At 61.6% G+C, this 26,541-nt stretch carries 25 protein-coding genes; 9 read left to right on the forward strand and 16 right to left on the reverse strand.

Going from position 1 to position 26,541, the window contains the following annotated elements:
• Window positions 1-25: 25 nt before the first annotated feature.
• Window positions 26-919 carry a 2-hydroxy-3-oxopropionate reductase gene (locus NCR40_RS12725; protein WP_250465961.1) on the reverse strand — a complete coding sequence of 298 codons (894 nt, stop codon included), beginning with the start codon at window positions 917-919 and terminating at the stop codon, window positions 26-28.
• Between the two features lie 70 nt (window positions 920-989).
• Window positions 990-1,775, reverse strand: a complete 786-nt coding sequence (gene garL / locus NCR40_RS12730) for a 2-dehydro-3-deoxyglucarate aldolase (RefSeq protein ID WP_250509614.1) — start codon at window positions 1,773-1,775, stop codon at window positions 990-992.
• 333 nt (window positions 1,776-2,108) lie between these two features.
• Here garL and NCR40_RS12735 point away from each other — a divergent pair, with 333 nt between their 5' ends.
• Window positions 2,109-2,813: a FadR/GntR family transcriptional regulator gene (locus tag NCR40_RS12735; RefSeq protein WP_250509615.1), complete on the forward strand. Its 705-nt coding sequence runs from the start codon at window positions 2,109-2,111 to the stop codon at window positions 2,811-2,813.
• A gap of 463 nt (window positions 2,814-3,276) precedes the next feature.
• On the opposite strand, the gene NCR40_RS12740 is transcribed toward NCR40_RS12735, so the two are convergent.
• The 8 genes from NCR40_RS12740 to NCR40_RS12775 form a co-directional block, all read right to left on the reverse strand.
• The gene (locus NCR40_RS12740; RefSeq protein ID WP_250509616.1) at window positions 3,277-3,435 is read right to left on the reverse strand and encodes a hypothetical protein; all 159 of its coding nucleotides are present in this window, start codon (window positions 3,433-3,435) and stop codon (window positions 3,277-3,279) included.
• Window positions 3,436-4,086: 651 nt separating this feature from the next.
• Window positions 4,087-5,787: a coiled-coil domain-containing protein gene (locus tag NCR40_RS12745; RefSeq protein WP_250509617.1), complete on the reverse strand. Its 1,701-nt coding sequence runs from the start codon at window positions 5,785-5,787 to the stop codon at window positions 4,087-4,089.
• Between the two features lie 56 nt (window positions 5,788-5,843).
• Window positions 5,844-6,848 (reverse strand): dsDNA nuclease domain-containing protein, encoded by a 1,005-nt coding sequence (locus NCR40_RS12750; RefSeq protein ID WP_250509618.1) that lies wholly within the window; start codon window positions 6,846-6,848, stop codon window positions 5,844-5,846.
• Between the two features lie 1,000 nt (window positions 6,849-7,848).
• Window positions 7,849-9,666 carry a glutamine--fructose-6-phosphate transaminase (isomerizing) gene (gene glmS, locus NCR40_RS12755; protein ID WP_244826497.1) on the reverse strand — a complete coding sequence of 606 codons (1,818 nt, stop codon included), beginning with the start codon at window positions 9,664-9,666 and terminating at the stop codon, window positions 7,849-7,851.
• A 61-nt stretch (window positions 9,667-9,727) separates the two neighbouring features.
• Complete coding sequence (gene glmU, locus NCR40_RS12760) at window positions 9,728-11,092, reverse strand: bifunctional UDP-N-acetylglucosamine diphosphorylase/glucosamine-1-phosphate N-acetyltransferase GlmU (RefSeq protein ID WP_244826498.1); 1,365 nt, start codon at window positions 11,090-11,092, stop codon at window positions 9,728-9,730.
• A gap of 97 nt (window positions 11,093-11,189) precedes the next feature.
• Window positions 11,190-12,149 carry a tRNA 2-thiocytidine(32) synthetase TtcA gene (gene ttcA / locus NCR40_RS12765; protein ID WP_244826499.1) on the reverse strand — a complete coding sequence of 320 codons (960 nt, stop codon included), beginning with the start codon at window positions 12,147-12,149 and terminating at the stop codon, window positions 11,190-11,192.
• On the reverse strand, window positions 12,146-12,547 hold the full coding sequence (locus NCR40_RS12770) for a dihydroneopterin aldolase (RefSeq protein ID WP_250465976.1): 402 nt from the start codon (window positions 12,545-12,547) through the stop codon (window positions 12,146-12,148). Before NCR40_RS12770 ends, ttcA begins: the two co-directional genes overlap by 4 nt.
• 34 nt (window positions 12,548-12,581) lie before the next feature.
• Window positions 12,582-13,427 carry an SDR family oxidoreductase gene (locus NCR40_RS12775; RefSeq protein ID WP_250509619.1) on the reverse strand — a complete coding sequence of 282 codons (846 nt, stop codon included), beginning with the start codon at window positions 13,425-13,427 and terminating at the stop codon, window positions 12,582-12,584.
• A 13-nt stretch (window positions 13,428-13,440) separates the two neighbouring features.
• Between NCR40_RS12775 and NCR40_RS12780 the strand changes: the two genes are divergently transcribed.
• Entirely contained in the window at window positions 13,441-14,646 is a 1,206-nt protein-coding gene (locus NCR40_RS12780; protein ID WP_250509620.1) for a class I SAM-dependent methyltransferase, read from the forward strand.
• Window positions 14,647-14,655: 9 nt separating this feature from the next.
• Entirely contained in the window at window positions 14,656-14,850 is a 195-nt protein-coding gene (locus NCR40_RS12785; protein WP_244826503.1) for a DUF2905 domain-containing protein, read from the forward strand.
• Between the two features lie 3 nt (window positions 14,851-14,853).
• Here NCR40_RS12785 and NCR40_RS12790 read toward each other — a convergent pair whose 3' ends face one another.
• The 4 genes from NCR40_RS12790 to NCR40_RS12805 form a co-directional block, all read right to left on the reverse strand.
• On the reverse strand, window positions 14,854-16,083 hold the full coding sequence (locus NCR40_RS12790) for a multifunctional CCA addition/repair protein (protein WP_244826504.1): 1,230 nt from the start codon (window positions 16,081-16,083) through the stop codon (window positions 14,854-14,856).
• On the reverse strand, window positions 16,080-16,703 hold the full coding sequence (locus NCR40_RS12795) for a glutathione S-transferase family protein (protein WP_250509621.1): 624 nt from the start codon (window positions 16,701-16,703) through the stop codon (window positions 16,080-16,082). Before NCR40_RS12795 ends, NCR40_RS12790 begins: the two co-directional genes overlap by 4 nt.
• An 11-nt stretch (window positions 16,704-16,714) precedes the next feature.
• Complete coding sequence (locus tag NCR40_RS12800; protein ID WP_250509622.1) at window positions 16,715-17,671, reverse strand: complex I NDUFA9 subunit family protein; 957 nt, start codon at window positions 17,669-17,671, stop codon at window positions 16,715-16,717.
• 120 nt (window positions 17,672-17,791) lie between these two features.
• Window positions 17,792-19,759: a lytic transglycosylase domain-containing protein gene (locus NCR40_RS12805; protein WP_250509623.1), complete on the reverse strand. Its 1,968-nt coding sequence runs from the start codon at window positions 19,757-19,759 to the stop codon at window positions 17,792-17,794.
• An 8-nt stretch (window positions 19,760-19,767) separates the two neighbouring features.
• Here NCR40_RS12805 and NCR40_RS12810 point away from each other — a divergent pair, with 8 nt between their 5' ends.
• Window positions 19,768-20,385, forward strand: a complete 618-nt coding sequence (locus NCR40_RS12810) for a 5-formyltetrahydrofolate cyclo-ligase (protein ID WP_502800983.1) — start codon at window positions 19,768-19,770, stop codon at window positions 20,383-20,385.
• 1 nt (window position 20,386) lies between these two features.
• On the opposite strand, the gene NCR40_RS12815 is transcribed toward NCR40_RS12810, so the two are convergent.
• Entirely contained in the window at window positions 20,387-20,899 is a 513-nt protein-coding gene (locus NCR40_RS12815; RefSeq protein ID WP_244826509.1) for a winged helix DNA-binding protein, read from the reverse strand.
• Window positions 20,900-21,080: 181 nt separating this feature from the next.
• Here NCR40_RS12815 and pxpB point away from each other — a divergent pair, with 181 nt between their 5' ends.
• The 5 genes from pxpB to NCR40_RS12840 all read left to right on the forward strand — a co-directional run bounded on the left by pxpB (window position 21,081) and on the right by NCR40_RS12840 (window position 25,325).
• Window positions 21,081-21,734 carry a 5-oxoprolinase subunit PxpB gene (pxpB, locus tag NCR40_RS12820; RefSeq protein WP_250466008.1) on the forward strand — a complete coding sequence of 218 codons (654 nt, stop codon included), beginning with the start codon at window positions 21,081-21,083 and terminating at the stop codon, window positions 21,732-21,734.
• Window positions 21,731-22,777: a 5-oxoprolinase subunit C family protein gene (locus NCR40_RS12825; RefSeq protein ID WP_244826511.1), complete on the forward strand. Its 1,047-nt coding sequence runs from the start codon at window positions 21,731-21,733 to the stop codon at window positions 22,775-22,777. Before pxpB ends, NCR40_RS12825 begins: the two co-directional genes overlap by 4 nt.
• Before the next feature lie 22 nt (window positions 22,778-22,799).
• Complete coding sequence (gene pxpA, locus NCR40_RS12830; RefSeq protein ID WP_250509625.1) at window positions 22,800-23,546, forward strand: 5-oxoprolinase subunit PxpA; 747 nt, start codon at window positions 22,800-22,802, stop codon at window positions 23,544-23,546.
• 106 nt (window positions 23,547-23,652) lie between these two features.
• Window positions 23,653-24,372, forward strand: coding sequence for a DUF969 domain-containing protein (locus NCR40_RS12835; protein WP_250509626.1), 720 nt, complete (start codon window positions 23,653-23,655; stop codon window positions 24,370-24,372).
• Entirely contained in the window at window positions 24,369-25,325 is a 957-nt protein-coding gene (locus NCR40_RS12840; protein ID WP_250466013.1) for a DUF979 domain-containing protein, read from the forward strand. Before NCR40_RS12835 ends, NCR40_RS12840 begins: the two co-directional genes overlap by 4 nt.
• 13 nt (window positions 25,326-25,338) lie before the next feature.
• Here the strand turns inward: NCR40_RS12840 and NCR40_RS12845 are convergent, their stop codons facing one another.
• The gene (locus NCR40_RS12845; RefSeq protein WP_244826514.1) at window positions 25,339-26,445 is read right to left on the reverse strand and encodes a TraB/GumN family protein; all 1,107 of its coding nucleotides are present in this window, start codon (window positions 26,443-26,445) and stop codon (window positions 25,339-25,341) included.
• Window positions 26,446-26,541 lie beyond the last annotated feature (96 nt).

Consider the following 26,541-nt stretch of genomic DNA (forward strand, 5'->3'; position numbering starts at 1 on the left):
TGTCGACGACAGTTAAACCAGCGTCTTACTTCTTTTCCTGTCCAATCTCATGATTCGCCATGATCTCCAGCGCGCGAACCATTCCCGAGTGATCCCACGCCTTGCCGCCATGCGCGCTGCACGAGTTGAACAACTGCTGACACGTCGCCGTGTTCGGCAGCGACACGCCAAGCGACTGCGCGGTCGCCAGTGCCAGATTCAAGTCCTTCTGATGCAATTCGATCCGGAAGCCCGGATTGAACGTGCGCTTGGTCATGCGCTCGCCGTGCACTTCGAGAATGCGTGACGACGCGAAGCCGCCCATCAGCGCGGTGCGAACCTTCTCGGCATCGACGCCGGCCTTCGACGCCAGCAGCAGCGCTTCGCCGACAGCTTCGATGGTTGCCGCGACGATCACCTGATTCGCCACCTTGCAGACCTGCCCGGCGCCCACTTCGCCGATCAACGAGATGTTCTTGCCCATCATGTCGAAGTACGGCTTGACCTTGTCGAAGGTCGCCTGCGCGCCGCCGACCATGATGGTGAGCGATGCCGCCTTCGCGCCGACTTCACCGCCGGAAACGGGCGCATCGAGGTAGTCCGCGCCGCGCTCGCGCACCTTCGCCGCGAACTCGCGCGTGGCGATGGGTGAGATCGAGCTCATATCGACGACGATCTGACCCGCGCGCAAGTTCTGCGCGACGCCGTTCTCGCCGAACAGCACGCGCTCTACATCGGGCGTGTCCGGCACCATCAGGAAAATGATGTCGGCCTGGGCGGCGACATCCGCCGGGCTATCGCACGCCTTGGCGCCCGCGCCGGTCAGATCGGCGGGCACGCCGCTGCGCGTGAATGCCGCGAGTTCGACGCCGTTCTTGAGGAGATTGGCGGCCATGGGATTGCCCATGATGCCCAGTCCGATAAAGCCTGCCTTTTGCATTGTGTCGCTCCTTGGTCGGTTTTCAGATTCGATTCTCGAAGTCAGCCGCGGGTCTTGCCACCCGCGCAGCTTACTCCTGGATGAAGTGCCTCTTCACGCCCTGCGCGGCGTTCCTGAGTAGCCCCAGGTCGGCGCAGACCGCGACCATCGTGCAGTCCAGCGCGAGATAGCGCTCGGCTTCCTGCTGCACGGGCGCGAGAATGCCGCTCGACTTGCCAGCCGCGTGCACGCGTTCGAAGACATGTTTGATGGCGGCTTGTACGTCCGGATGATTCGCATTGCCGAGATGTCCGTACGATGCCGCGAGATCCGAAGGCCCGACGAAGAGCGCATCGACGCCGTCGACGGCCGCGATTTCGTCGATGGCTTCGACGGCCGCGCGGCTTTCGATCTGCACCGCGACGGCGATGTTGTCGTTGGCCAAGTCGAAGTAATTGGGCACCGTGCCATACCGGTTGCCCCGATGCCCGACCGACACGCCGCGAATGCCCTGCGGCGGATAGCGTGTGGATGCCACGGCGCGGCGAGCGTCGTCGGCGCTATCGACGAACGGAACGAGAAAGTTGACGAAGCCCGCGTCGAGCAAGCGCTTGATGGCGACGGCGTCGTTGGCCGGTGGCCGCACCACGGGCGCACTGACGCTGTCTTTTAGCGCCATATGCTGCGGAATCAGCGTGATGGAATCGTTGGGCGCATGCTCGGCGTCGAGCAAAATCCAGTCGAAGCCGACAACGCCGAGCAATTCCGCGACGATAGGACTGGCAAGCGACGTCCAGCATCCAATCACTTTCTTGCGTGCGAGAAGCGCCGCCCGGAAGGTATTGGGCAAAGCTTGATAAGGTGCTGTTGATGACATGGTGTCTCCTTGAGCGACTGTCTTTCGATGAGAAGCCGATGTCTGAGATTGCAAATGTCATCAGACGTCTTAACACAGAGTACTGTGTTTTCATTCACACTAGACAGCGGAGTTAACCCTTAATCCTTTTCGCGGCAACGTTTAAAGCGGTACCGTTGCACGCGGCTAGTTATATGACATCCTATTTGCTAAGCGCTGCGAGCGCTGGAATTGCCGAATTGACGAACGAACGGCGTGACGACATGATGCGTTGTCTGACATCCAAGTTACAGGCGCCGCCCACGGCGCGGACAAGATGTCCGACCACACCATTCTTCCCAACATCAAAAGAACATGGCGAGTCTGACCGATAAAGTTGTCACCACGTTATTCGAGGAAATCGAGCGCGGCGTTCTGCGACCTGGCGACCGGATTCCAACCGAAGCCGCGTTGATGAAGCAACTGTCGGTGAGCCGGTCGGTGGTGCGCGAAGCGGTGTCGCGGTTGCAGGCGGCGAATGTCGTCGAGACGCGGCATGGCGTCGGCACTTTCATTCTGGCGCCGTCCGGGCGCGAGACCGTTCGCTTACCGGGCGTCGAGTTGTCGAACCTGCTGGACATCATGGCGATCATCGAGTTTCGCATCGATCTGGAAGGCGCTGCCGCCGCACTGGCCGCGGGACGCCGTACGGAGCAGCATCTGAAACAGATTGCCGCGACGCTCAGAAACTTCGAGGATCAACTGACGAGCGGCAGCACAGATGTTCTCGAACACGACGTCGAGTTTCATCTGCAAATTGCGCGGGCAAGCGGCAACCGATATTTCTACGACGTCCTGAGCCAGATGGGCCGAGGCGTGAGTCCGCGCACGCGGCTTGGCCGGGCGGAGTTGGCAGAGCTGGATCAGATCGAACGCCTGCGCAATGTTCTGAGTGAACACAAGGCGATTTATCGGGCGATCGTGCGTCAGGACAGCGACGATGCACGCGCAGCAATGCGCCTGCATCTGAGCAACAGCCGTGAGCGGTTGAAAGACGTGCATGCGTCGGCTGCGGTCTGACATCGCACGGGTTTTGGGCAGCGCGCCTCGTCTGTCTAAGTTAACAAAAGGATTCGTATGTATACGTAGTAATAGTTAACAAGCACGAGGCGTTTCAGTGGATAAGTACCGTCGTGCTTTTCCGATCAACGAGTTGGCGATTTAACAAGTCCGGTATGGCGAGCGCGTTTGCGGATGGAAGCTGGGACAACTTTCGGTGTTTGCGGTTAACACGGAGTTATCCAGAAACCGCCAACAGCCGAACAGTCGAGCTGTTGACAGGGTTGTCCACAGGCGTCAGGCCACGCTCGCCTGGTTTGTCGAGATCGTCTTGGTCATGGCGTCGAGGGTTTCGACGGTTATCGGCAGGTTGTCGGCGTAGCGTTTGAATCCGATGCGATGGCCGCGATTCGATCGATGGAGCGCGCAGCGACACGTGGCGCGATGCCGGTCTTGCTGGCGAGGTTCATGAGATGCTCGCGCGTCACAAGGGACCAAGAGGCAGCTTGAACGGCGACAGCTCCAGTCCGCGATCACGCGCAATCGCAGAGTATTCGAACAGCGGATCGCGACCGTGTTCGGCGAGCTTGCCCAACGCAAAGCGTTCGCCCCATCCGGCGTAGATGACGTTCAGGTTTTTCATGGCTTTGTGCGGGATGCGCGTTGCCGCTTGATGCTCGCGGTTTCCATTGCCTTGATGGAGCGAGGTTTGAGTTCGAAAAGGAGATCGAGATCGTCGGCGAGGCTCAATGCCATGGCGACGCGGATCAAAGAATCGAGCGACCCTTGTCTGCCGCGTTCGGTATTGCGCAGCGCGCGCGTCGTTATGCCGGCGCGGCTTGCCACGTCGTGCAGGGCGGTGAGCGCGCCAGCGCTGGCCTAATTCCTCCAATCTCAGCGGAGCTTGCTAAGTTAAAGTGCATCTTTTTGCCGGTTAAATGCAAAAAATGACGCTTACCGGCGCTACTTCACCGCTTAAAAAAATTAACACTTGTCTTTGGATATGCCCATCCAACAAAAACGCCCCTGAAGGGGCGCTTTACAAAACTCGTGGTGTTTGAAATTAGAACCGTTTTAGCTTCTGCGCCAGAAAGCGTTTACGTTGCCGAATCATAGTGTTACCGCGCCCGTTAACGCTTCTGACGTCTAATCCAGGTCGCGAAATAGCAAGAGAATGACACTACAGGCCAAGCGCACCTGCCTGGAATAGAAACGCTTACGCGCGGGGCCGCCGCCGGCTGTCACCCCCGCCCGAAAAGGGACTTAGTGCTTGTCGAGCGTTCTAGTCAACAGCCTACGCAAACCAGTTGTCGAAACGATGCTCGTACTGGTCGAACGCTTCCTCGGACAGAAGCCTCCCTTCATCTAGCTCGATTACATGGGAGTCCTGCTCAAGCTGTGCCATACCAGGATGACGCGTGGCACAGATGATGAACTGAGTTTCGTTAGTCGCACGCCGTTTCAATTCAGCCGCAACGCCGCTGTAGTTCAACACGCCCTGATCTTGCTGGTTTGGGGTGTCGAGAACTAGGGGCGCAAGAGCTTCCGTCTTGAAATGCTGAATGACTCGATGCAGCGCCAGGTAATAGACGAGTCGCATCCGGGTGCTGTCGGCGCCGCCACCGGTTGCCTTTAGCTTACGGAAGTCCAGTGGCGTTGCCGTTTCAAGGTCGAAACCGGGCTTGATGCGCAGAACGCGGCAAAGCTCTCGTAGCTCACTGCGGAAATATCGATTGATGGTTTCGTCGTGGTCTTCGTCAAGCAACTCGGCGAGCTCTTGGCGCTGGGTGCTCAACTTCTTGTTGTAATCACGTTGGCGCTTCCTTGCTTCATTTGTCTCAGACGTGGCTCTTTGGCGAACGGAATCAGTCCCCATCGACTCCAGGATGCTCTTCAGCGTGACGTCCTTATCTAACCGTTTGAATCGCCGATTTAACTTAGACAAGTCCTCGCGGACAGTGTCCAGCCGCCCGAGTGTTGCGTTCACAGCCGCTTCAATTTTGGACTGGCGCCCGGTCAATTCCTCAACCTGATGCTCCGCGTCGGCCCGGTCCTGAAGAAGCGAGGCGCGCTCAAGAAAAGTATTGTTATGCTTCGTAGCGCAAAGCGGGCAGACAAGGACGTCGGAATCCAACTCGTCGTTCGCGTAGTCGTAATCTCTCTCGAGCGCCTCAACAGCCGCCTTTGCTATCCCAAGCTGGACCTTCGTGACTTCCAGCTCTTCTTGCTTCGCCCGCAGGACGGCCAACGCCCTTTGCTCTCGTCGCTTGATTCCGACCATCGTCCCCTGGATGTCCGCAATTGCCGAATCGAGCTCCACATCTGTTGTCGGAAGCTCCGCCTGGGGAGCAAACAAATCGAGGACGTCCACAGCCTTCGTGTAGCGGTCGATTAAGTCTGTGTCATCGCGGACGGCCTGTTTGCCCTTCGCAATCTCGGCATCGAGATTGAAATATCCGGTCGAACGGTATCCAACTTGAAACGACAAAACCGTACCTTTCCACTTATCGTATTTGTAGATTTCGAAGCTGTGCAGGGGCTCCACCCAGCCGCGCATCTGGTCAACGTAGAAAGCCACAAAGTAATGCTCTGGCGAAGGCACTTCGTGAATCCACGGTTCATTCCTTCGCGGCAATTTCACACCGAACCCGACCAAGGAGGCAAATTTTTGCTCGAACTCGTCGCTGCCCACCTCGTATGACGTCCACAGTCCATCATCGGCTCGTATCCGCCATTCATCGCGGTACCGGGTGACGTATTGCTCGCGCCCGTCGAGCTCGAACTTCAGCAACACACGAACATCAAAATTCTTCCAATCCGTGTCGAATGCCATATCGCACCCTAGGGTCCACAGCGGCAGGCGTGCGAGCGTAGACTTGCCGATAGAGTTATCCGCGCCCGTTATCAGGTTTAAGCCTGGTTCGAACCCGAATCGTCCGGCGAGCCTTTGGGTAGTCGACTGTACGTAGAGGGTCCTGAATATCAATGCGCTCATGGGCTTTCGTACGCAAATTTCTTACAAGCAGTTTATAGTTGGGTAATCCCATATCACTATGACCTGAGATACTCGATGATGTAAGCGGCGACGCGGCTCTCTGAGTCTCTGAGATGCTCAGTTACGACAGGCGCGCAGGTGTTAATCAGGCTCTCAAGCGTCTGTCGGCACAACACCTCTTCGAGCGTCGAGAGGTGCTCGCGGATTGAGTCTCGAACTTGCACCTGAACCAGCGCTCCTCCGGCAAGCGTGTTGAGCAAGTAGGTACGCGCGCGCTCCCGCAGCCTTTTCACGTCACGCGTCAGAAATCCCAGCTCGCGGACCTGCGAATTGAAGTCGTTGATGAGTTCGTCAGTCGACGCCGTCGACGAGTATTGCGCGAAGAGTGCTTCAACGCGGTCCGCTGTTAGCCCCTTCCGCATGACAAGCTGGTCCCAGTCAGAATAGTCCCAGGCATGCTCGCCCTTACGCCGTAACTCGTCGGTGAGCACGACATATATCTGAGTGCTGTTGCTATGTTGATTCGGGTTGCGCTCGGTGAGCAGGTCTGAGATTAGGCCGATGACGGCGCGGCGCGTGGAGCGCGTGTCGAGCGATGGTTCGCGGAAGTGCAGCTTCTCAACGGGAACGTCAGCGTTCAGCTCGGTTTGCAGAGAAGTGCGGATACTGTCTGCGGTCTTGTCTTCCAGCTCGCTAAAAGGTATCTCTTCGAGGCGAAATCCAGAGGTCTTCAACTTCAGAGAAAAACCACGAGTCGCCACTAAGCCCAGTTTTTGAACGCGCTCGGCGATGTCCTTCACTGCGATACTGGACAGCATTTTGCCTAGAACAGAGTTCTTTGCTCCGGAACGCTTAATCAAGGCGTGTGAGCTGTAGCCGTTTTTCCCACCAGCTTTAACCTGACAGAAGATGAAGCTGGTTTCCTCGACATCCAAAGACGTCCCGAAAACCACGTCCTCATGCAGTTCAACGAAAACAATGCTCGCCTCACCTCGATGATGGAGTTCGAGGAACTCATGAAGCGCCCAGTCATACTGGTAACTGAAGCGCTCCGCGGTCACCGCTCCGGCCGTCTCACGCTGCGGTGAAAAAAGCGGGTTCGGAGATTTAACTCCAGCAGGAGCCAGCGGGGGTCGCGACCTAGTCGATTTTCGGTCTCTCACGTCTGAAGGGCGGCGCTTTTTTAGTTGACCCATTATAACCAGCGTGTGCAGCATCATAGATACGCACCTCTGATGAGAAGGCCGCGCTGTGATATTGAACAACTCGCCATGTAGCGGGGCTTTCGGTTTCACAAGTCCATGACCAGAGAAACACTTAGCTGGACGCTCCTCCCTACGCTGATACTTTCGGCGGACGTCGGAACTGTGCAGAACGCATGCGTGCGTCTGACCGGGAGGCGCCGGGAGATGCGATTTGATTCAGAAATTTTTGGGCTGAAGTTCGAAAATGCGTCCCCCACCGTCCTGCTAAGCGTGCTTTGAAGACCTGAACAGCCTCGCGTTTTCTTAACTGTGACAGCGGCGCCTGCCAAACCCAAAATTCTTCAACGGATGTCGGTTCTTTTGCTGGCGTGCGCCTCCGTCGCGTTGTCCGGGCCTACAGAATCCTGAATACTTAACCGCTTGCACGCGTGCGGGAGTTTGTACGATTTGATGTCGTACAGAACGTCGGTTATTAGTTGCCTGAACGTCTCAAGAGGAACTACGGGAACCTTGCCGCCTGAACTCGCCATCAGCGATGCCTCCATGACTCGCGCTTCATAACGCTTCAGCAGTGTACGCGTCGGGTGTGGATGGGCTGACCCAGTCGCAGCACGCGCGCCGGTGAGAGTATGCGGGAGCCGGAGGGAAGAAGAAAAAGCGCGAAGGTAGCGTCATTCTTTTGCTATTTTCGCGCTCCAGGTGCGGGAAACGGTCGAAAATTTGGCCTGGACCTAGAAGTTTTACGTCATCAAATCAGATGTTTGGCTTCGGAAACTCGCCATAAACGCTTTTTAGCGTTTGAAAGCGAAAAGGTTTCTAATTCCTGCTACCAACCCGCGACGGCAACCACCCAACTTCACTCCACCGTCACCGACTTCGCCAGATTCCGCGGCTTATCCACATCCGTCCCACGCGCACAAGCGGTGTGATACGACAGCAACTGCAGCGGCACCACGTGCAAAATCGGCGAGAGCGCGCCGTAATGCTCGGGCATGCGGATGACGTGAATGCCCGCCTCGCTGACGATGCGCGTATCCGCATCCGCGAACACATAAAGCTCACCGCCGCGCGCCCGCACTTCCTGCATGTTCGACTTGAGCTTTTCAAGCAGCGTATCGTTCGGCGCGACGGTCACGACCGGCATCGCCTCGGTCACCAGCGCGAGCGGCCCGTGCTTCAGTTCGCCCGCCGGGTAAGCCTCCGCGTGGATATACGAAATCTCCTTGAGCTTCAACGCGCCTTCCAGCGCGATCGGATAATGCAGCCCGCGCCCGAGGAAAAGCGCATTCTCCTTGCGCGCGAATTCCTCCGACCACGCGATGATCTGCGGCTCCAGCGCCAGCACGCTATTCAACGCCGCCGGCAAGTGACGCAACTGACCGAGATAAGCCGCTTCCTGCTTTGCATCGACGAAACCGCGCAGCTTACCGAGCGTCACCGCCAGCACGAACAAGCCGACGAGCTGCGTCGTGAACGCCTTCGTCGACGCCACGCCAATCTCCGTGCCCGCATGCGTCAGGAACGCGAACTCGGTCTGTCGCACCATCGCGCTCGTCGCAACGTTGCAGACCGCGAGCGTGTGCTTGTGGCCGAGCGATTGCGCGTGCTTGAGCGCGGCGAGCGTGTCGGCGGTTTCGCCCGATTGGGATACCACCACGACCAGCGCCTTCGGATTCGGCACCGACTCCCGATACCGATACTCGCTCGCAATCTCGACCTGCGTCGGAATCTTCGCGATCGATTCGAGCCAGTACTTCGCCGTCAAACCCGCGTACGAACTCGTGCCGCACGCCAGAATGAGCACGCTGTCGATTTCCGCGAACACCTCGCCGGCCGTCGCGCCGAATAGCTCCGGGTCGAAGTGATCGGCTTGCGGAATCGTGTCGGTGATAGCGCGCGGCTGCTCGAAGATTTCCTTCTGCATGAAATGGCGATACGGCCCAAGCTCCACGGCGCCGCCGTACGCCGTCACCACGCGCACTTCGCGCTTCGCGGGCAGACCCGCCCGATCGAAAATCTTCACGCCATCGAGCGAAAGTTCGACGACATCGCCTTCTTCGAGGAACGAGAAACGGTCCGTGCTGCCCGCAATGGCGAGCGCATCGGACGCGAGGAAATTCTCGCCATCGCCCAGACCGACGACGAGCGGCGAGCCCTGCCGCGCGCCCACCACCGTATGCGGCTGATCCTTATGAATGACCGCGATGGCATACGCGCCATGCAATTGCGCGACGGCTTCGCGCACGGTCTGGAACAGATCACCGCGATACATGCTGTGAATCAGATGCGCGATGACTTCGGTATCCGTCTGCGATACGAACTCATAGCCCTTGCCGCGCAGCATCTCGCGCAACGCCTCGTAGTTCTCGATGATGCCGTTATGCACGAGCGCCACGGTATCGCGCGAAAAGATGGGGTGTGCGTTGTCGGTGACGGGCGCGCCATGCGTGGCCCAGCGCGTGTGCGCAATGGCCGTCATGCCGGCGAGTCCCGATTGCTTCACCTGTTCGTCGAGATCGGCCACGCGGGCGACGCTGCGCGCGCGGCGCGGCTCGCCGTTGCTCAATACGGCGACGCCGCACGAGTCGTAGCCGCGATATTCGAGGCGTCGCAGGCCTTCGACGAGCACCGGGACGATATTACGTTGCGCAACCGCGCCGACAATTCCACACATGGCGTTGATCCTTTCAGACTTAGTTTCGTGCGCGCGCCGCAATGCAGTCCGCGCGCGTTGTTCAGACCTTCTTCGCCTTGACCGGGCGAACGTAGCCCGGCTTGCTGACCTGCACTTTCTCGTTCAGCACGAGTTCGCCTTCGCCGACATCCTTCCACACGGTCGTGCCCGCCGCGATGGTCACGCCGCGACCTACGCGCACGGGCGCGACGAGCTGCGTATCCGAGCCGACGAACACGTCGTCTTCGATGATCGTGCGATGCTTGTTCGCGCCGTCGTAGTTACAGGTGATGGTTCCGGCGCCGACATTTACCCGCGCGCCGATGTCCGCGTCGCCAATATAGGTTAGGTGGTTCGCCTTGGAACCGTGACCTAGCACCGCGTTCTTCACTTCGACGAAGTTGCCGACGTGCGCTTCGTCGCCAAGCACCGCGCCCGGACGCAGCCGCGCATACGGCCCGAGCACGACATTCGCGCCGGTCTTGCCGCCTTCGATATGCGTGTACGCGTCCACGCGCGCGCCTGTGCCGATGGTGGCATTGCGGAGCACGCAGTTCGGACCGATGGTCACGTTATCCGCCAGCGTCACGCGGCCTTCGAAGACGCAATTCACGTCGATGAAAACGTCCGCGCCGCATTCGAGCGTGCCGCGTACGTCGATGCGGGCCGGGTCCGCGAGCGTCACGCCCGCTTCGAGCAGCGCGTAAGCCACGTTGCGCTGATGCACGCGCTCCAGTTCCGCCAGCTGAATCTTGCTGTTCACGCCGAGCGTTTCCCATTCGGCATCGGGCTGCGCCGTCACCACTTCGACGCCCGCTTCGATGGCGCGCTCGACTACATCGGTGAGATAAAACTCGCCCTGCGCGTTGTTGTTCTTAAGCGACGCGAGCCACGCTTCGAGCGTGCGCGTGGGCGAAACGACAATGCCCGTGTTGATCTCCGCAATCCGCCGCTCTTCCTCGCTCGCATCTTTCTGTTCGACGATTTTCTGCACGGAACCGCTGGCATCGCGCACGATCCGGCCGTAGCCGGTCGGATCAGCCACCGTTACCGTCAGCACGCCGTAGCGTTCGCCGCCGGCAGCATCGAGCAGGCGTTGCAACGTGCTTGCGCGCGTGAGCGGCACGTCGCCGTATAGCACGAGCGTCGGCACGGAGGGATCGAGCAGCGGCAGCGCCTGTTGCACCGCGTGGCCCGTGCCGAGTTGCTTGTCCTGGACGGCGAACTGCACGTCGGGCGCGCCGACGGCTTCGCGCACTTTCTCCGCGCCGTGACCGATCACCACGACGAGCCGCGTTGGCGAAAGCGTGCGCGCCGTGTCGATGACATGCGCGAGAAGCGGCTTGCCCGCCAGCGGATGAAGGACCTTCGGCAGAGCGGAGCGCATGCGCTTGCCCATGCCGGCAGCCAGAATCACGATGTTCATTGACGGATTTCTTGCGAAGAATGGTTGCGGCCAATATAGCACGCAGGCCTTTTGACGCAGTGCGGTAAATGCCACGCTGCGCCTTGTCGGGAAAGGCTCAAAGGTCGTCGAACTGCACGATTGAAATCGCGTTTGCCGGCCCGGACGGTTCGCTCGCGCACGGTTCTTCGTCGAAGGCAATGTCGCCGTTTGCGTCCGCCTCGCCCGTCGCGCGCAATCCGGCGAACGGAAAGAGCTTGTGATCCATCAAATGCGACGGCACGACATTGGTCAGCGCGTTGAACATGTTGTCCACTCGACCGGGAAAACGCTTGTCCCAATCGCGCACCAGCGCCTTCATTTCCGCGCGCTTCAAGTTGGGCTGACTGCCGCACAGATTGCACGGGATGATCGGAAACTCGCGCAACTCGGCGTATTTTTCCAGATCGGTTTCCTTCACGTAGGCAAGCGGGCGAATTACGATGTTCTTGCCATCGTCCGATTGCAGCTTGGGCGGCATGCCCTTCAGCTTGCCGCCATAAAACATGTTGAGCAAAAGCGTCTGCAGAATGTCGTCGCGATGATGCCCGAGCGCGATCTTGGTCGCGCCCAGTTCGCCCGCCACGCGGTACAGAATGCCGCGCCGCAGCCGCGAGCACAGCGAACACGTCGTCTTGCCTTCCGGCACCAGCCGCTTGACGATGCTGTACGTATCCTGGTTCTCGATATGAAACGGAATGTCGAGCTTGCTCAGATATTCGGGCAGCACATGCTCCGGAAATCCCGGTTGCTTCTGATCCAGATTGACGGCCACGAGTTCGAAGTTGATCGGCGCGCGCTCGCGCAGGCGCATGAGAATTTCGAGCATCGCGTAACTGTCCTTGCCGCCGGACAGACACACCATGACCTTGTCGCCTTCCTCGATCATGTTGAAGTCGCCGATCGCCTCGCCGACTTGCCGCGCGAGCCGCTTGAAGAGCTTGTTGTTCTCGTAGGCTTCCTTCTGCTGACGGCGCGTCAGCGCTTCGCGCGCGGGCTTTTGCTCGTCGGGCGCTTGCAGTGTCTCGGGCGCGTTCATGCTCGTTCCTCTTTGATACGGAAGACTTCGACGCCCACCGCGTCGCAGTCGGGATACACGTCGGGTTTTTCTGTCGATACCGCCACGGCCCGCACATTCGGATGCGCGAGCAGCGCGGCGGCGACATCGTCGCAGAGTGTTTCCTGCAGATGGATGTGGCCGCGCTTCACGCGCTCGGCGATGGTCGAGCGCATGAAGTCGTAGTCGACGACTTCGGCGAGCTTGTCCGCGACGGGCGTGGACAGCGCGAGCGGCACGAACAGTTCGACGTTGATCACGACGCGTTGCTCGCCGCGCTTCTCGAAGTCATGCACACCGATATTGATGCGCACTTCGTAGTTGCGCAGAAAAAGCCGCCGGCAATCGGCCAGCCGGGGATGCGAAAGTGCGGCAAGCATGGGTTCGTTCCAAAAGTTGATGTGCGGCGCGCGGCTACAGCTTCGGCGCGCCGAACAGGTACATCACGTCGCGCGGGCTCGGCACGAGATGCTGGCCGCCATCGACCACGAGCGTCGTGCCGGTCATGCCGTGCGCGTTCGCCAGAAAGCACGCGGCCTCCGCGACGTCGCGCACCGTGGACGCCCGCTTGAGCGGCGTCACGCGATGCGCCGCCGCGAACGATTCCGGCGTCTGCCCGGCGGAAATCAGCGTCAGTCCCGGCGCGAGGCCGACGACGCGCAGCTTCGGCCCCAGCGCCTGCGCGAGCGCGACGGTGGCGTTTTCCAGCGCGGCCTTCGTGAGCGTGTACGACAGGTAATCCGGGTTCATGTTGTACAGCTTCTGATCGAGCACGTTGATGACAACGCCGCGTTGCGTGTCGTCATCGGCGGCGGATTCAGGCGTGATTTCGTGCAACAGACGCGCAAGCGTGAGCGGCGCGGCGACGTTGATCGCGGTCATCTCGAGCAGCTTCGCATAGCCGAAGTCGGTGGCCGTGTCTTCGTCGAAACGCGATGCGCAGTTCACCACGCAATTCAGCGCGCCGAATGCCTCGACACACGCCGGCACGAGCCGCGCCACTTCCGCTTCGATGCCGAGATCCGCGTGCAATGCGGCCGCGCGCCGGCCAAGCGCTTCGATTTCGACGACGGTCTCGAGCGCTTCACGCGCAGAGCCGCCGTAGTGCACGGCGACGTCCCAGCCCTGGCGAGCGAATTCCAGCGCGACGCCGCGCCCTATGCGCCTGGCGCCGCCGGTCACGAGTACGACGCGGGACCGCGCAGCCGAAGCGGGCGAAAGCGGCGAATTTGCGGAAGATAACGGCGTGGAGGCGCTCATTTACAATACTGGGATGAATCCGAAAGCTCGACAATCCGACAGTTTACCTGCTCCCGGCGCGGATGCACTCGCCCAGTCCGACGCACTTTCCGCGCTGATTTGCGAGCGTATCGCCGAGGCGGGCGGCTGGCTGCCGTTCGACCGCTACATGGACCTCGCGCTGTATGCGCCCGGACTCGGCTATTACAGCGGCGGCGCGACAAAGTTCGGCCGGCGCGCGGAAGACGGCAGCGACTTCGTCACCGCGCCGGAATTGTCGCCCTTGTTCGCGACGACGCTCGCGCGGCCCGTGGCGCAGGCGCTCGAACAGAGCGGCACGCGCCGGCTGATGGAGTTCGGCGCGGGCACGGGCAAGCTCGCGGCGGGTTTGCTCAACGCGCTCGCCGAACTGGACGTGGCCTTCGATAGTTACGCAATCGTCGATCTTTCCGGCGAATTGCGCGCGCGCCAGCGCGAGACAATCGAAGCGCAGGCGCCCGCGCTCGCCGCCAAGGTCATCTGGCTTGATGCATTGCCGGATTCGTTCGAAGGCGTGGTGATCGGCAACGAAGTGCTGGACGCCATGCCGGTGCGACTCGTGGTGCGCAAGCTCGGCGCGTGGCACGAGCGCGGCGTGGTCGTGCTGAACGACCGTTTCGCTTTCGATGACCATCCCGTGGAAATCGACGAGCAAATCGAATTGATCGATGCCGCCATCGACGAAGCCAACGACGAGCCATTCACCGAATACGTGACCGAAACGCACGAGGCGGCGCTCGGCTTCACGAAGACCGTTTGCACCATGCTCACGCGCGGCGCGGCGTTTTTCATCGACTACGGATTTCCGCGCCGCGAGTTCTATCACGCGCAGCGCGCGACCGGAACGTTGATGTGTCATTACCGGCATCGCGCGCACACGGACCCGTTTCTCTATCCGGGCTTGCAGGACATCACGGCGCACGTCGAATTCACGGGGATCGCGGAAGCAGGCACGGAAGCCGGCGCCGATCTGCTGGGCTTCACGTCGCAGGCGCGCTTTCTGATGAACGCCGGTATCACCGACGTACTCAACGAACTCGATCCCGCCGACGTACGGCGCTTTTTGCCCGCCGCCAACGCCGTGCAGAAATTGCTTTCGGAAGCAGAGATGGGCGAACTCTTCAAGGTGATCGCGTTTTCGCGCGGCATTCCCGGCACGCTCGACGCCTTCTCGGCCGGCGACCGTTCCCATACGCTCTGAGCCATTGCCATGATCCGCTGGCTTCTGACTACGTTTGTCGCGCTGATGGTGCTGTCGGCTTGCTGGCCGTGGCTCCGCAAGCTCGGCGTCGGGCGCTTGCCGGGCGATTTCACGCTGCGCATCTTTGGACGCGAGTACTCGTTTCCGTTCATGTCGACGCTGCTGCTGTCGATGTTGCTGTCGCTGATCGCGCGCGCGCTCTAGCCGTTACAGAACCGCCTTCACCGCTTCGACCCGCGCATCGTGCACGGCGTCTTTTATGCGGGCGGGCTGATTGGCGAAGCGTTGCGCGACCGCGCCGGCATCGACGGAACGGGCCGCGACTAGCGCCTCGCGCAGCCGTTCAGCCTGTGGATAAGGCTGCTGTTCCAGACCGAGCCGACCGCGCGCATCGGCGAGACATGCCTGCAAGGCTTCCGCGAAACGCGCGGGTTTGCGCAACGCGTCGGCGCGTTCGAAGAGGCGCACCAGCGCGGCCGCGCCCGCGTCCATGACGCGATGAATGTTGCCGTGCTCGCGCGCGACGAGTACCGCCAGATCGCGGCACTCGTTCGGCACGCGCAAGCGGTCGCAAAGCGGCTTCAGGAGATCGACGCTGCGCCCTTCGTGACCAAGATGGCGCGGCAGGATATCGTCCGGCGTGGTCGCCTTGCCGAGATCGTGAGTGAGCGCGGCGAAGCGCACCGGCAACGCAAACCCCTGCGACGCCGCGTAGTCCACCACCATCATCACGTGGACGCCGGTGTCCACTTCAGGGTGATAGTCGGCGCGTTGCGGTACACCCCAAAGCGCGTTCACTTCGGGGAGAATGCGCGCCAGCGCGCCGCAACCGCGCAGGACCTCGAACATGCGAGAAGGCTTCTTTTCCATCAGACCGCGCGAGACTTCCTGCCATACGCGCTCGGGCACGAGGGCATCGACTTCGCCCGCCTCGACCATTTTCTTCATCAGCGCTTCGGTTTCCGGCGCGACTGAAAAATCGGCGAAGCGCGCCGCGAAACGAGCGAGACGAAGAATACGCACCGGGTCTTCGATGAACGCATCGCCCACATGCCGGAAGAGTTTCTGCGCGAGATCGGCGCGGCCGTTGAACGGATCGATCACCGGGCCGGTCAGTTCGCCATCGGGATTCACTTCGCGCGCCATTGCATTGATGGTCAGATCGCGCCGCGTCAAATCCTCTTCGAGCGTCACGTCCGGCGAGTAGTAGAACTGGAAGCCGTGATACCCCGCCGCCGTCTTGCGCTCGGTGCGCGCGAGCGCGTATTCCTCGTGCGTCCGCGGATGCAAAAACACCGGGAAATCCTTGCCCACCGGCTTATAGCCTTGCGCCACCATTTGCTCGGGCGTGGCTCCAACCACGACATAATCGCGATCCACCACCGGCACGCCGAGCAACTCGTCGCGGATCGCGCCGCCAACCGCGTAAATGTTCATTGCGCGATTTCCTGCTTTGCATCCTCGATCCACGCCGCGACCGCGGGCAATGCGGTCACGCGCTGCGCATAGGCACGCGATTCATCGTCAAGCGACGGCTCGTAGGAATTGAAGCGCATGACGACCGGCGCGAACATGGCATCCGCAATACCGAACTCGCCGAACAGAAACGGCCCGCCCGACTTCGCCAGGCAATCGGCCCACAACGCTTCGATGCGCGCGATATTCGCCAATGCGCCTTCGCTTGCGCCTTTGCCTGGCGCGTGCGTGTGAATTTCCATGGGCATCGACTGACGCAAGTCAGCGAAACTCGCGTGCATCTCGGCGCTGATGCTGCGCGCATGAGCCCGCGCGCCGGCATCGCGCGGCCACATCGCGTGGTCGGGAAAGCGCTCGGCGAGGGTCTCCATGATCGCAAGCGACTCCCACACGGAGGCGCCGTCGTCGGTGACGAGACACGGCACCTTGCCCGATGGCGACACTTCGAGAATGCGCGCCTTGGTATCGGGCTGACCGAGACGGATCAGCGTTTCCTTGAAGGGAATGCCGAAGTGCTTCGCCAGCACCCAAGGGCGCATGGACCAGGAAGACGTGTTCTTGTCACCAATGACGAGTTTCATGCGATCGATGTTCAGCGATGCGCCGTGGCGCGAAAAGAATTGAAGCGCGAGCGATTCGACGCGCCCGTCAGATACAACGGCGCAATCGCCTCAATGCTCGCCGGTTCGCCGATGCCCAGTTCGGGCGCAAGTGGGCCGCTCGCAATATTCGGCGTTTTCATGGAATCGAGATTGTCGCGCGAAATCAGCGGTTCACCGGGCGCGAGTTCGAGCGTCATCGCCTGAAGGCGGCCAAGGCTCTCGGGCAACTTGATGATGCGCGAATGCTTGCCGATGGTCGCGCCCGCAAAGCGCACCAGCTCCGCGAGCGTGAAGACGCCTGGCCCCGCGAGTTCATAGACCATGCGGTTGGCCGCGTCGAGGTCGAGCACGTTGACCATGGCCTTGGCCACGTCGCCGACGAAAATAGGCTGGAACTGCGCGTCGGCGCAAGCCAGCGGAATCACCGGGAACATGCGTTCGAGGAAGGCGAACTGATTCAGCAGATTGTCCTCGGGACCGAAAACGACGGAGCTTCGAAAAATGGTCCAGTCGAGGCCCGAGTCGCGCACCGCCTTTTCGCCATCGCCCTTCGAGCGCAAATACATGCTCGGACCTTCCGAATCCGCGCCGATCGCGCTCATGTGCAGCAGCCGGCGCACGCCTTTCGCCGCGCACGCCGCCGCGATCTTGCGCGGCAACTCGACGTGCGCTTTCTCGAACTCAGGCCCATAAGGCTCGCCGCGCCGCCCTTGCAGCACGCCGACGAGGTTGATCACCGCGTCGGCCTCCGCGACGAAAGCCGCGAGTTGCGCGGGATCGTGAATATCGGTTTCGATGACATCGACGGGAAGAAGCGTCAGATGCGCCGCGTTGGAACGGCGCCGCGTGGCAATCCGCACGTTCTTGCCGAAATCGACCAGCGCGTTGACGAGATGACTTCCGATGAAACCCGAACCGCCGATGAGCGCTACCTTTTGATGTCGCATATTCGCCTCTTGAGTCGCGGCTTTGTGAGTGCGCTTTGACGAATGCGAACGGCGAAGGGGCAGCCGCGCGCCCGTTCCGTTTATTCGTGCAACGAAACCGCGACGCGCGGTGCAAAAGAACTACGGCGCGATATATCCCAGCCGCGTCTTCAGCGATTGCGGACGGCCTTCGAACAATGCCGCGTAATAGACGGTGTTCGACAGCACGTTCTTGACGTAATCGCGCGTCTCGGTGAACGGAATGGTTTCAGCAAAAATCGCGCCCTCGACAGGCGCGCGCAAATCCTGCCGCCATTGCTTCGGCCGGCCGGGACCTGCGTTGTAACCGGCAGTGGCGAGCACGGGTGAGTTATCGAATTGATTGTAGATCATCGACAGGTAATTTGTGCCGAGCAGAATGTTGGTGTTGATGTCGTTCATTTGCGCGCGCGACACCGGACCCATGCCGATTTTCTTGGCGACGAGTTGCGCCGTGCCAGGCATCAGTTGCATCAAGCCGCCCGCGCCTACTTCCGAACGCGCGTTGATGATGAAGCGCGATTCCTGGCGAATAAGCCCGTATGCCCATTCGATATCGAGCCCGGTGGTTTGCGCATCGCGCTCGACGATATCGCGGAACGGCGACAGATAACGCAGCGTGAAGTCGTGCTCGGTCTTCGTCTTGTCGGCGGTGTTCACCGTGCGGTCGAACAGTTCGATGCGCTTTGCATACTGCGCGGCGGCGATGAGTTGCCGGTCCGTCATGCTGCGCAACGGCCAGTTCCACTCGCGGTTGCCTTCGAGCCGCATGTTCAGCGAGTAGAAACGTTGCGACAGCGCGAAGCCCGGCACCGACTGCATCTGCGCGATTTCAGCATCGCTCACGGTAGTGCGCGGCGGGACGCTGATCTTCTGGCCGGTCTCTTCCAGCGCGAGCTGGCCGTAAAAGTTGTATTGGTCCGCGATCGACTGGAATTCCTGATTGGCCGTTGCGGCGTCGCCCGCTTGCTTGACCGCGCGGCCGTGCCAGTAAGTCCACGCAGGCTGGCTGCGTAAGGTGGGCGGCATCTGGTCGATAGACCAGCGCACCATGTTCCAGTCGCCCGCGAGCAACGCGCTGCGCGTGCGCCATTCATACGCGGGGTTCGACAACTGCGCGTTCGCCGATAGCCGATACCAGTCCGACGCGGCCGGCATGCGCTTGATCGCCGCCTGATAGCCGATGGTGCCCCAGCCGATCGCGCGTTCCTGCGCGGTGAGACTCGGCGCGACCGAACTGAACGTGGCCGCGGCCATTGCCGGATCGTTGCGAGCCATGCGCGTGATGGCGAGCAAGGTCAGTTGGTGCGCCGGCGTGTTCGGCATGACGCCGCGCGCGAGGTAAAGCGGCGGCTTGTTGACCGCGTCGTCGAGAAGCGAGCCTTTCGGCTTTTCCTGCCCGAGCGCTTCGACGATATTTAATCCGGTCGACGTGTAGTTCTGTTCGTAAGCGATGCGAATCTGCTGCCAGATGTCGTCGCTCGTGAACTGGCCTGACTCCGCAAGCGCGCCGATGAGATCGACGCAGCCGTCGCCGTACCATTTGGGATCGACGAGCAGCGCGCGCGCCGCTTCCGCGACGTTCTCGCCCTTCGAGAGACGCGCTTCGAGTGCATAGCACTTGACCTGCGTGTCGTCGTTGAGCACGAAGCGGGCATATTGCTGCTCGAAGTTCTTCCAGTCGTGACGGCTGCCGAGCACGACGAGATAATCGTTGCGCATGCGGTCGGCAATGGCCTGGCCGTCGTTGCGCTGCAGGAACGAGAGCACCGGCGCATCGGGCGCGTCGATGCGCGCGTGGCCTTGCGAATCGAAGAGTTGCGGCTTGATCGTGAAGTACTCGACGTAACTCGGCGCCGGATAGTTCGGGATTTGCGCGGCAAGAACGGCGGCTTTGGCCGGATCGTTTGCGCGCGCGGCATCGCGCAACTGCATGAAGATGCGGTCGTCGGACGACGGCGAGAAGTCTTCGTCGGGGCGAACTGCGGAAGCTGTTCCACAAGCGACGAGCGTCACTGCGGCAAGTGCGGTACCAGCCGCAAGATATACTCGGTCGAGGCGTTTTGACATCGTTATTACTGGAGCGCGAGGTGGTCCAAAGATCGGTTGAAAGCATAGCACGCAACGTTTGCGCGGAACCTAAAAGCGCATTGCGTTCCACGCTTCTCGCAAGCCGCGAAGCACAGCGTGACGATCCCGCGCAAGCCGAAAGAAACAAGGCGCTCGCGACACGCATCGAGGCGTTGCTCGCGGAGCATGCGGTCAAGTGCATCGGCTTTTATTGGCCCGTTGCGGGCGAATTCGATGCACGCGCTTTGCTCACTCGCTGGCTCGCGGCAGACGCGACGCGCGCCGCCGCGTTGCCCGTGGTGGTCGAGCCCAAGGCGCCGATGGCCTTCCACGCATGGCATGCGCAAATGCCGATGAACGAAGGCCGCTATCGCATTCCCGTGCCTGCGCAGGAAACCCGCGTGACGCCGGATTTGTTGCTGATTCCATGCGTCGGTTTCGATCTGCAGCGCTTGAGACTGGGTTACGGCGGCGGCTACTACGATCGCACGCTCGCCGCCTGGCCGAATGGCGAGCGCCCCGTGACGATCGGGATTGCCTACGAATCGGGCAAATGCGATGCGCTCCCGCGCGAGACTCACGACTTGCCGCTTGGAGCCATCGTCACCGAGGCTGCCGTCTACTGACTCAAAGCGATGTCGCCGCGCGCGCGGCGGTATCGTAAAGACCGGATGCGTTGCGCATGAGTTGCGCGGCGTCGCCAATCTGCTCGTTTGTCAGCCCGCTCTCGCGCAGCGTCGACATGAGACAGCTCTCCCGCACTTCACGATACTTCCCGCACAACTCGCGCCCTGCCGCCGTTGCGGAAAAGAACACTTCCTTGCCCGTCTTCTCGCTTTTAACGTAACCGCGCGCCACCAGTTTCTTGAGTGCATACGTGGCAACGTGGGTATCCTCGATATTGAGGACGAAGCAGATATCGGCGAGCTTTTTCTTTCGATCGCGATGGCTCACGTGATGCAGCAGCGATACTTCCACGGCGGTCATGTCCTTCGCGCCCGCCGCCGACATGCAACGCACCATCCAGCGATTGAACGCGTTGCTCACCATGATGAGCGCGTATTCGAACTCCGATAACTCGGCGCTGACTTCTGACACGAGATGCTCGGACGAGACGATCTTGGTAGGGTGACGCGACATGGCGAGGACCGTTGAAAAGTGCGTGGAGTGTATCCGAACGATATCGCGCAGCCGCGACCTTGCGTCACGAACTACACTCCGAACAAACGCTTATTGATAAATTGTCGATAATTTATTGACAATGTAGCATTCTGACGCGTTGCTGGCCGCATGGACGGCGCGCGCAAGGGACCAGAGAGGCATGACGAAACCACGTATTCATCCGCTTGGCGACAACGCGCTCGTGTGCGAATCCGCGCCACCGGCGACGCTCGATTGTCAGCGCCGCATCTGGGCGCTCGCCGACATCGCGCGGCTCATGCCGCACGTCGTCGAAGTCGTGCCGGGCATGAACAACCTGACCATCGTCTTCGACCCGCTCGAAGCCGATTACGAAGCCCTCGCGGCGCAACTCGAAGAAGGTTGGGAAGCGGCCACGCCATCGGATACAGGCGGCGCGGAGATCGAGATTCCGGTGCGCTACGGCGGCGCGGACGGCCCCGATCTGAGTTCGCTCGCCAAGCATGTCGGCCTTTCCGTCGATGAAGTCGTGAAGCGTCACACCGAAGCCGAATACGTTGTCTTTTTTCTCGGTTTTCAGCCGGGCTTCGCCTACATGGGCGGCCTCGATCCCGCGCTGCACACGCCGCGCCGCGCGGAACCGCGCCTCGAAGTGCCGGCGGGTTCGGTCGGCATCGGCGGGGCGCAGACGGGTATCTATCCCGCTGTATCGCCCGGTGGATGGAATCTGCTCGGCCGCACCGACCTCAAGCTTTTCGATCCGGCCCGCAACCCGCCGACGCTCATGCAGCCCGGCGACCGCGTGCGCTTCACGGCGCTGGAGGTGCGCGCATGATCGAAGTAAAACGCGCGGGCGTGCTCTCGTCCGTGCAGGATCTCGGGCGCCACGGTTATCGGCATCTCGGCGTGAGTTCGGGCGGCGCGCTCGATGCGCTGTCGCTGGAAATCGGCAATCGTATCGTCGGCAACAAGGCGGATGCGGCGGGCATCGAAGTCACGTTCGGGCCGACCGTGCTGCGCTTCTCGCGCGCGACGCGCGTGGCGATTACCGGCACGGACTTCGGCGCGACGCTCGACGACGAGCCGGTTTATTCGTGGTGGAGTTTGCCCGTGCGCGCGGGCCAGGAGCTGACGCTGCGCGCGGCCAAGCGCGGCATGCGCGGCTACGTGTGCATTGCGGGCGGTATCGACGTCTTGCCGATGCTCGGCTCGCGCAGCACCGACCTCGGCGCATGCTTCGGCGGCCTGGGCGGACGCGCGCTTGCCGACGGCGACCGTTTGCCTGTCGGCGTGCCGCAACCGCACAAGGGCATCGCGTTTTCGCCGGAAGAACCGGCCTTCGGCGTGAAGGCGCCCGCGTGGTGCAAGTTCGTGCTCGTCGATGAACCCGTGCGGCGCGGCCGACATGCGCCGGGCGTCGACTGGGCCGTGCCGATTCGCGTGCTGCGCGGTCCGGAATACGCGAGCTTCACGGAGAAGGCGCAGCGCGACTTTTGGAACGAGGAATGGACCATCACGCCAAACAGCAACCGCATGGGCTTTCGCCTTGCGGGCACGGAGCTCGAACGCGGCGAGAAGATCGAACTGCTGTCGCACGCGGTCCTGCCCGGCACGATTCAAGTGCCGCCGAACGGCCAGCCCATCGTCCTGATGGGCGACGCGCAATCCACGGGCGGCTATCCGAAGATCGGCGCGGTCATCAAGGCGGATTTGTGGAAGCTCGCGCAAGTGCGGTTGAACGGCGGCGTGCGCTTCATCGAAACGTCGCTGGAAGAAGCACGCCATGCGCTCGCCGAAGAGCGGCGCTATGTCAGTCAGGTGGGCACGGCCATCGCGATGCACGAGGAACGCTGCGCGCGTCTGGCTAAATCAACGTAACGACTTTGAACGATACGACATCATGGAAATCGATCTGAACGCCGATCTCGGCGAAGGCTGCGGCACCGACGAAGCGCTGCTCGAACTCGTCAGCTCCGCGAACATCGCGTGCGGCTGGCATGCGGGCGGCGCCACCGCGATGCGCGAGTGCGTGCGCTGGGCGGTGCAAAAAGGCGTGGCGATCGGCGCGCATCCGAGCTTCAACGATCCCGAGAACTTCGGCCGCAAGGAAATGGACTTGCCGCCCGAGGAAATCTACGCGGGCGTGCTGTATCAACTGGGCGCGCTGTCGGCCATTGCGCGGGCGGAAGGCGGACGTATCGCGCATGTGAAGCCGCACGGCGCGCTCTACAACCAGGCCGCGAAAAGCCCCGGGATAGCGGATGCCATCTGCTCCGCCGTGCATGACTTCGATCCGTCGCTGCTGATCTTCGGTCTCGCCAACAGCGGTCTCGTCGATGCGGCGCGGCGCGCGGGCTTGGTCGCCATCGAGGAAGTCTTCGCGGATCGCGGCTATCGCGCGGATGGCTCGCTCGTGCCGCGCAAGGAACCGGGCGCGCTGCTCGAGGATGAAACCGAAGTGCTCGACCGCACGCTCGCGATGGTGCGCGAGCAACGCGTGCAGGCCGTGTCCGGCGAATGGGTGCCGCTCAAGGCGCAGACCATCTGCCTGCATGGCGATGGCGCGCACGCACTCGAATTCGCGCGACGCATTCGCGGCGCGCTCGCCGATGCGGGCGTCGATGTCCGCGCCGCCCGCGCCGAATAAGCGATTTTCCGATGCATCGAACGCCCCGCCTGCCGGGGCGTTTTAACAAGCGCTATTTACGCGTCCGCTTCGAGGCGCGATGTCTAACCCCTGGTCTGGAGATCTCATGGCAACCGCAGTCAACTTATGGCCGCTCATCGGCGTGGCCGTCATCATCGTGGGCTTCGTGCTGCGCTTCAATCCGATGCTGATCGTCGCCGCAGCGGCGATCGTCACCGGCTTCGCGGCGCACTTTCCCGTGGAGCGCATTCTGACCACCATCGGCACCGGCTTTCTAAAGACGCGCAATATTCCGCTCATCATCTTGCTGCCGCTCGCGGTGATCGGCCTGCTCGAACGGCATGGCTTGCGCGAACGCGCGCAGACGTGGATATCGAGCATTCGCGCGGCGACGGTCGGGCGCCTGTTGATCGTCTATCTGCTCGTGCGCGAACTGACGGCGGCGGTCGGCCTCACGGGTCTCGGCGGCCATCCGCAAATGGTGCGACCGCTCCTCGCGCCGATGGCCGAAGGCGCCGCCGAAACGCGTTACGGCAAGCTCTCCGACGCGGTGCGCCACAAGCTGCGCGCATATTCGGCGGCAACCGACAACGTCGGCCTCTTCTTCGGCGAGGACATCTTCGTGGCGTTCGGCGCCATCGTGCTGATGGTCACGTTCCTCAAGGAAGCGGGCATCGTCGTGGAACCCATGCATGTTGCCGTGTGGGGCATTCCAACCGCGATCTGCGCGTTCCTCATCCACGGCTTTCGGCTGTGGCTGCTCGACCGGCGCCTGACGCGCGAACTCGGCGCGCTCACGCGCAATCTCGCGGGAGAGAAAGCATGACGCTCACCATCAACTATCTCTTCTATCTCGTCGGCATCGTGCTGGTGGTGGTCGCCGGCATGATCCTCACCGACAAGTCGCATCCGCGCCGCCTGACGACGGGCGTGTTCTGGCTCGTGTATGCGCTCGTGTTCCTGATCGGCGACTGGCTGCCGCCCGCGGTCGTCGGCGTGCTCGTGATCGCGATGGCGCTCATCGCCGGACTCGGCGGCGTGACCGGCGCGAAGCCGAAAATGCTGTCGGAGCAAACGCGCCGGCAGAGCGCCGCGCGGCTCGGCAACAAGCTCTTCGTGCCCGCGCTGACCATTCCGGTCGTCACCGTGATCCTGACGCTCGGCGCGAGCCATCTCGTCTTCGGCGGGCAACCGTTGATCGAGTTGAAGAACGTGACGCTGATCGGCTTCGGCATAGGCTGCGTGATCGCGCTGGCGGTGGCGTGCGTCATGACGCGCGATACCGTCGGCCAGTCGATGCGCGAGGCGCGCCGTCTCATCGACGCGCTTTCGTGGGCCGCCGTGCTGCCGCAAATGCTCGGCATGCTCGGGCTCGTGTTCTCGGACGCAGGCGTCGGCAAGGCGGTCGCGCATGTGACGACGGCCTACATCAACCTCGACTATCGGCTCGTCGCGGTGACGGTCTATGTCGTCGGCATGGCGCTTTTCACGATGGTGATGGGCAACGGCTTCGCCGCGTTTCCAGTGATGACGGGCGGTGTCGGCGTACCGATTCTCGTCGGCGTGTTCCACGGCAATCCGGCGACGATGGCCGCCATCGGCATGTTCTCGGGCTACTGCGGAACGCTGATGACGCCGATGGCCGCGAACTTCAACATGGTTCCGGCGGCGTTGCTGGAGTTGCCCGACAAGAACGCGGTGATCAAGGTGCAGGTGCCAACGGCGTTGTCGCTTCTGATCGTGAACATCTTTTTGCTGAACTGGCTGATGTTCATCTGAATCGGCAAAGCGCTCAGCCAGCCACCACGACGAAGCCGCGCTTTCTCAGCAGTTCGAGCACGCCGCGCGACCCGCCGAGATGCAGCGCCCCGATAGCCACGAACACCGGCTTGTCGGGCGCTGCCAGTTGCACCATCCGCGCGACGAAGCGGCGATTGCGCTCATATACCACGCGGTTATCCACCTGATCCGCGAGCGGCTTCGAGCGCGCAAGCTTGTTGCCCTTAGCGTCGTCCCAGGCTTTGAGCGCGTCCGCGTCGCCGATTCGCCAGAGCCGGTGCAGCTCTTTCACGTCGGCGATGTTTTCGGTTGGCGTCTGCACGAGATCCTGTGCGAGCATCTCGCGCTGTTGCGCGGAAGTCAGACGCGTGAACGTCGATATCTGTTCGTTCAAGGTTTCGAGCCCGACGATTTTTCCTCGCACATGCAGATAGACATTCTGCAACTGCGCCTCGGTGCCGTACTCGCTCTGAAAACCGGCCTTGAGTGTGTCGTATGTTTCGATCAGCATCGACGCGAGCCACGGACGCGTGTGCCGCAATTCCTTCAGCGCATCGGGATTGTTGCGCATGCGCGCTTGCACCGCCTGCCACATCGAATCCGGCAAATAATCGATCAGACATTCGCTGCGGCACATGCCGAAGCGATTCACGTCCTCTTGCGAAACGAGCAGTTCGTCGGGAGAGATTTCGAGCGCGAGTGTGGGCGATGCATAAAGCGCAGCCAGTATCGACTGGCGAAACGGCTGTTCGGCCGGATAGTCGGTCGCGAAACCGACATGCAGCGTGCCGAGCAAATAGATGGTGGTCGTGCCTTTGGTCGCAACGTAGAACGGCATGCGCGCCGGCGCCGCGCGCACGGGACCGCTTGCCGTCGTGCCATCGGATCGATCCACGGCCGGCGCGGGTGCCGATGCGCCCGGCGCCGCCGCTACGTCCGCGCCGCCTGCGGGCTGAGGAGTGCCACCTGCCGGCGTACGCGATCCGACGACCGCAAAACCGGATGGCGTAACGACCGCGCCTGCCATGAACAGTACGAACGACAGCACAATGGCTGTCGCTCTGGCGGACGCCACGCGCGCGGCGCGCGGCTGGTCATATGAATACGGCACGAGCGACATCTTAAAACATTCGCGCGACCCGCTGGACACGCGCTGTCGCTTCGAGACGATCGACTTGGAGCTTGACCGCGCGCCGCCTTCTTTGAACGAAGCTGG

It is taken from the genome of Caballeronia sp. GACF4, assembly GCF_023631025.1.
Lineage (GTDB): Bacteria > Pseudomonadota > Gammaproteobacteria > Burkholderiales > Burkholderiaceae > Caballeronia.